Source organism: Paramagnetospirillum caucaseum (assembly GCF_000342045.1).
GTDB lineage: Bacteria > Pseudomonadota > Alphaproteobacteria > Rhodospirillales > Magnetospirillaceae > Phaeospirillum > Phaeospirillum caucaseum.
Genome location: NZ_AONQ01000147.1, coordinates 1 through 2,756 on the forward strand (window position 1 = coordinate 1; position 2,756 = coordinate 2,756).

Below are 2,756 nucleotides of genomic sequence, written 5' to 3' on the forward strand. Positions count from 1 at the left end.
TCGCCGCCGACAATTATCTTGGCCGGTTGAGCGACAACTATGATGGCCGGTATGATTGCCCGCTGGGGCCGGACGTAAAGAGGGGCGGAGCCCCGACTGGAGACCGGCCCCAGCGGGCGGCGGCATGACAAACGCCCCCATGGGGGCGTTCCAGCCTGACGGCGTCGAGGGTGGTATCCAAGGTCGCATCCGAATCAACATGCGGTGCGGTCTTGATGCCTGGCCTTCACGTTACCGATCAGCAGGTAGTGCGCTACATGTCTCAACGACCGAATCACACTCAGGCGATCGCGGCGGCCAAGTCTGGCTTCAGCGAGCGTACCGCGCGGCGGCTCGACCATGACCTCCGCCTTCCATCCCAGAAAAGTCCAGAGCGGGCATGGCGGACCCGTACCGATCCGTTGACCGAGGTCTGGCCCCGGGCGCTGGAAATGCTCAAGACCATGCCGGGCATCATGGCCGTCACCATCTTCGAGACCTTGCAGGAGGAATTCAGCCCAGATGCGGTTCCCGATACGGTGCGCCGGACGCTGGAGCGTCGGGTGGCCGATTGGCAAGCCCTCAATGGCGCGGACAAGGAGGTCTTCTTCCCCCAGCGTCATGAGCCAGGGCAACAGGCTCAGTCCGACTTCACCGTGGCCGATGCCCTCGGCGTCACCATCGGCGGCGAGCCGTTCCCCCATCGCCTTTACCATTTCCGTCTGGTCTACAGCGGATGGGAGCACGCCCATGTGATCCTTGGCGGCGAGAGCTTTTCAGCCGTCGCCGAAGGAATGCAGGACGCGTTGTGGAAGCTGGGCGGCACCACGGTGGAGCACCGCACCGACTCGCTGTCGGCGGCCTACAAGAACCTCGCTCGCGATGCCCAACTCGACTTCACCAGCCGTTACAAGGATCTGTGCGACCATTACGGCATGACGGCCACGCGCAACAATCCCGGCGTGGCAAACGAGAACGGCTCGATCGAATCCTCGAACCTTCATATCAAGCGGCGTCTCGCCCAAGCCCTCCTGCGCCGAGGCAGCCTCGATTTTGAGTCTCTCGATGACTACCGGCGCTTCGTCGATGGCATCTGCGACCGCCATAACGCCAGACGTAAAGCCTTGGTGGCCGAAGAGCGGGAGAAACTCAGGCCGTTACCAAAGCGGCGGACGACCGACTTCACCAAGGTGACGGTGCCCGTCACGCGCAACAGCACCATCAGCGTTGATCGGGTGCTGTACTCGGTGCCCTCCCGGCTGATTGGGCACAAGCTTGAGGTGCATCTATACGATGACCGCCTTGTTTGCTTCTATGGAGCCACTTCCGTGGGCACCATGGAGCGTGTCCGGGTCAACCGCTCCGAACGCGGACGGAAGATCGACTACCACCATGTCATCGGCACGCTTCGTCGAAAGCCTCAGGCACTGCGCAATCTGCTCTATCGGGACTCCCTGTTCCCCAGCGCGGCCTATTCCCGCGCATGGAGGGTCATGGAGGCCGGGATGCCATCGCGACTTGCGTGCAGGATCATGGTTACCTTGCTCGACATCGCCAGCAAAGACTCGTCAGTGGAGGAGGCTCTGGGCCAGCGCCTTGATGCGATCTTCGACGCGGGAAAGATGCCTGATCCAGTTGCCCTCATGGCCGAATTTACTCCGAAGGATCCAAGGGCAACCGACATCACCATCCCGCCGCCCAACATCAAGGGCTATAATGACCTGCTGCCTTTGATGGGCACTGGCGCTTCGTCTGTCGAGGGCGGGGAGTTGCTGCCATGACCGCCGACACCGCGGTGCTCCCCACCTTACTGACGGCGCTGCGCCTGCCCAGCATCGCGCGGAACTGGAAGCGTATCGCCGAAATTGCCGATCGAGATGACTGGCCCGCAGCCAGGTTGCTGGCAACGCTGCTGGAGATCGAGGTTGCTGACCGTACATCCCGACGCATCCAACGGCACCGCGATCAATCCGGTGTGCCTGCCGGGAAGACCTTCGCCACCTTCGACTTCAATGTCGCTACGGGTGTCCGCAAAAATCATCTGCTGGCACTGGGAACCGGCGACGGCTGGATCGAGACCGGAGACAACCTGCTGATCTTCGGCGAAAGCGGCACCGGCAAATCTCATGCGGTGGCCGCCATCGGTGACGCCTTGATCGAAGCGGGACGGCGGGTACTCTTCACCCGCACGACCGACATGGTCCAGCGGCTCCAATCCGCCCGCCGCGACCTCGCTCTTGCCGCCACCTTGGACAAACTGGACAAATACGACCTGATCATCCTCGATGACCTGTCCTATGTGCGCAAGGATCAGGCCGAAACCAGTGTGCTGTTCGAACTCATTAGCCACCGCTATGAGCGACACAGCATCGCCATCACGGCCAACCAGCCCTTCTCGGCTTGGGGCGACGTATTCCCCGATCCGGCGATGACCGTGGCCTCGATCGACCGTCTTGTCCACCACGCTACCATCATCGAAATGAACGGCGAAAGCTACCGGAAGCGAACCGCCGTTGCCCGCGTCAAAGGCAATGACAGCGCCAGCGACAATTAAAAACGGCTCATCATCCTCGCCGGGGTAATTGTCGTTTCGACGGCGTAGCGACAATTACCCTTCCCACCAGATTGTGACCGCAGCGACAATTACCGTAATTGTCGCTGCACTTCCTTATTGCTGAGCAATGCTTGCTTGTGATAGCGGTATCGGTGCTACTCGACGGTGTCTCATACCGGTCATCCTAATTGTCGCTGACCGGCCACCGTAATTGTCGCGCGCC

Annotated in this window: 2 protein-coding genes; both read left to right on the forward strand. The window is 61.3% G+C overall.

Translation table 11 applies throughout. The features are described 5' to 3' along the window. The first annotated feature begins 215 nt into the window (after positions 1 to 215). Positions 216 to 1,760, forward strand: a complete 1,545-nt coding sequence (istA, locus tag H261_RS22640; protein WP_008622557.1) for an IS21 family transposase — start codon at positions 216 to 218, stop codon at positions 1,758 to 1,760. Further along, a complete protein-coding gene (istB, locus tag H261_RS22645) occupies positions 1,757 to 2,533 on the forward strand; it encodes an IS21-like element helper ATPase IstB (protein WP_008622558.1) in 777 nt (258 codons plus the stop codon). Before istA ends, istB begins: the two co-directional genes overlap by 4 nt. Positions 2,534 to 2,756 lie beyond the last annotated feature (223 nt).

Bases quoted from the DNA above. Each gene is read 5' to 3' on its own strand.
- istA (WP_008622557.1), top strand. From the start codon at position 216: ATGCCTGGCCTTCACGTTACCGATCAGCAGGTAGTGCGCTACATGTCT.
- istB (WP_008622558.1), top strand. From the start codon at position 1,757: ATGACCGCCGACACCGCGGTGCTCCCCACCTTACTGACGGCGCTGCGC.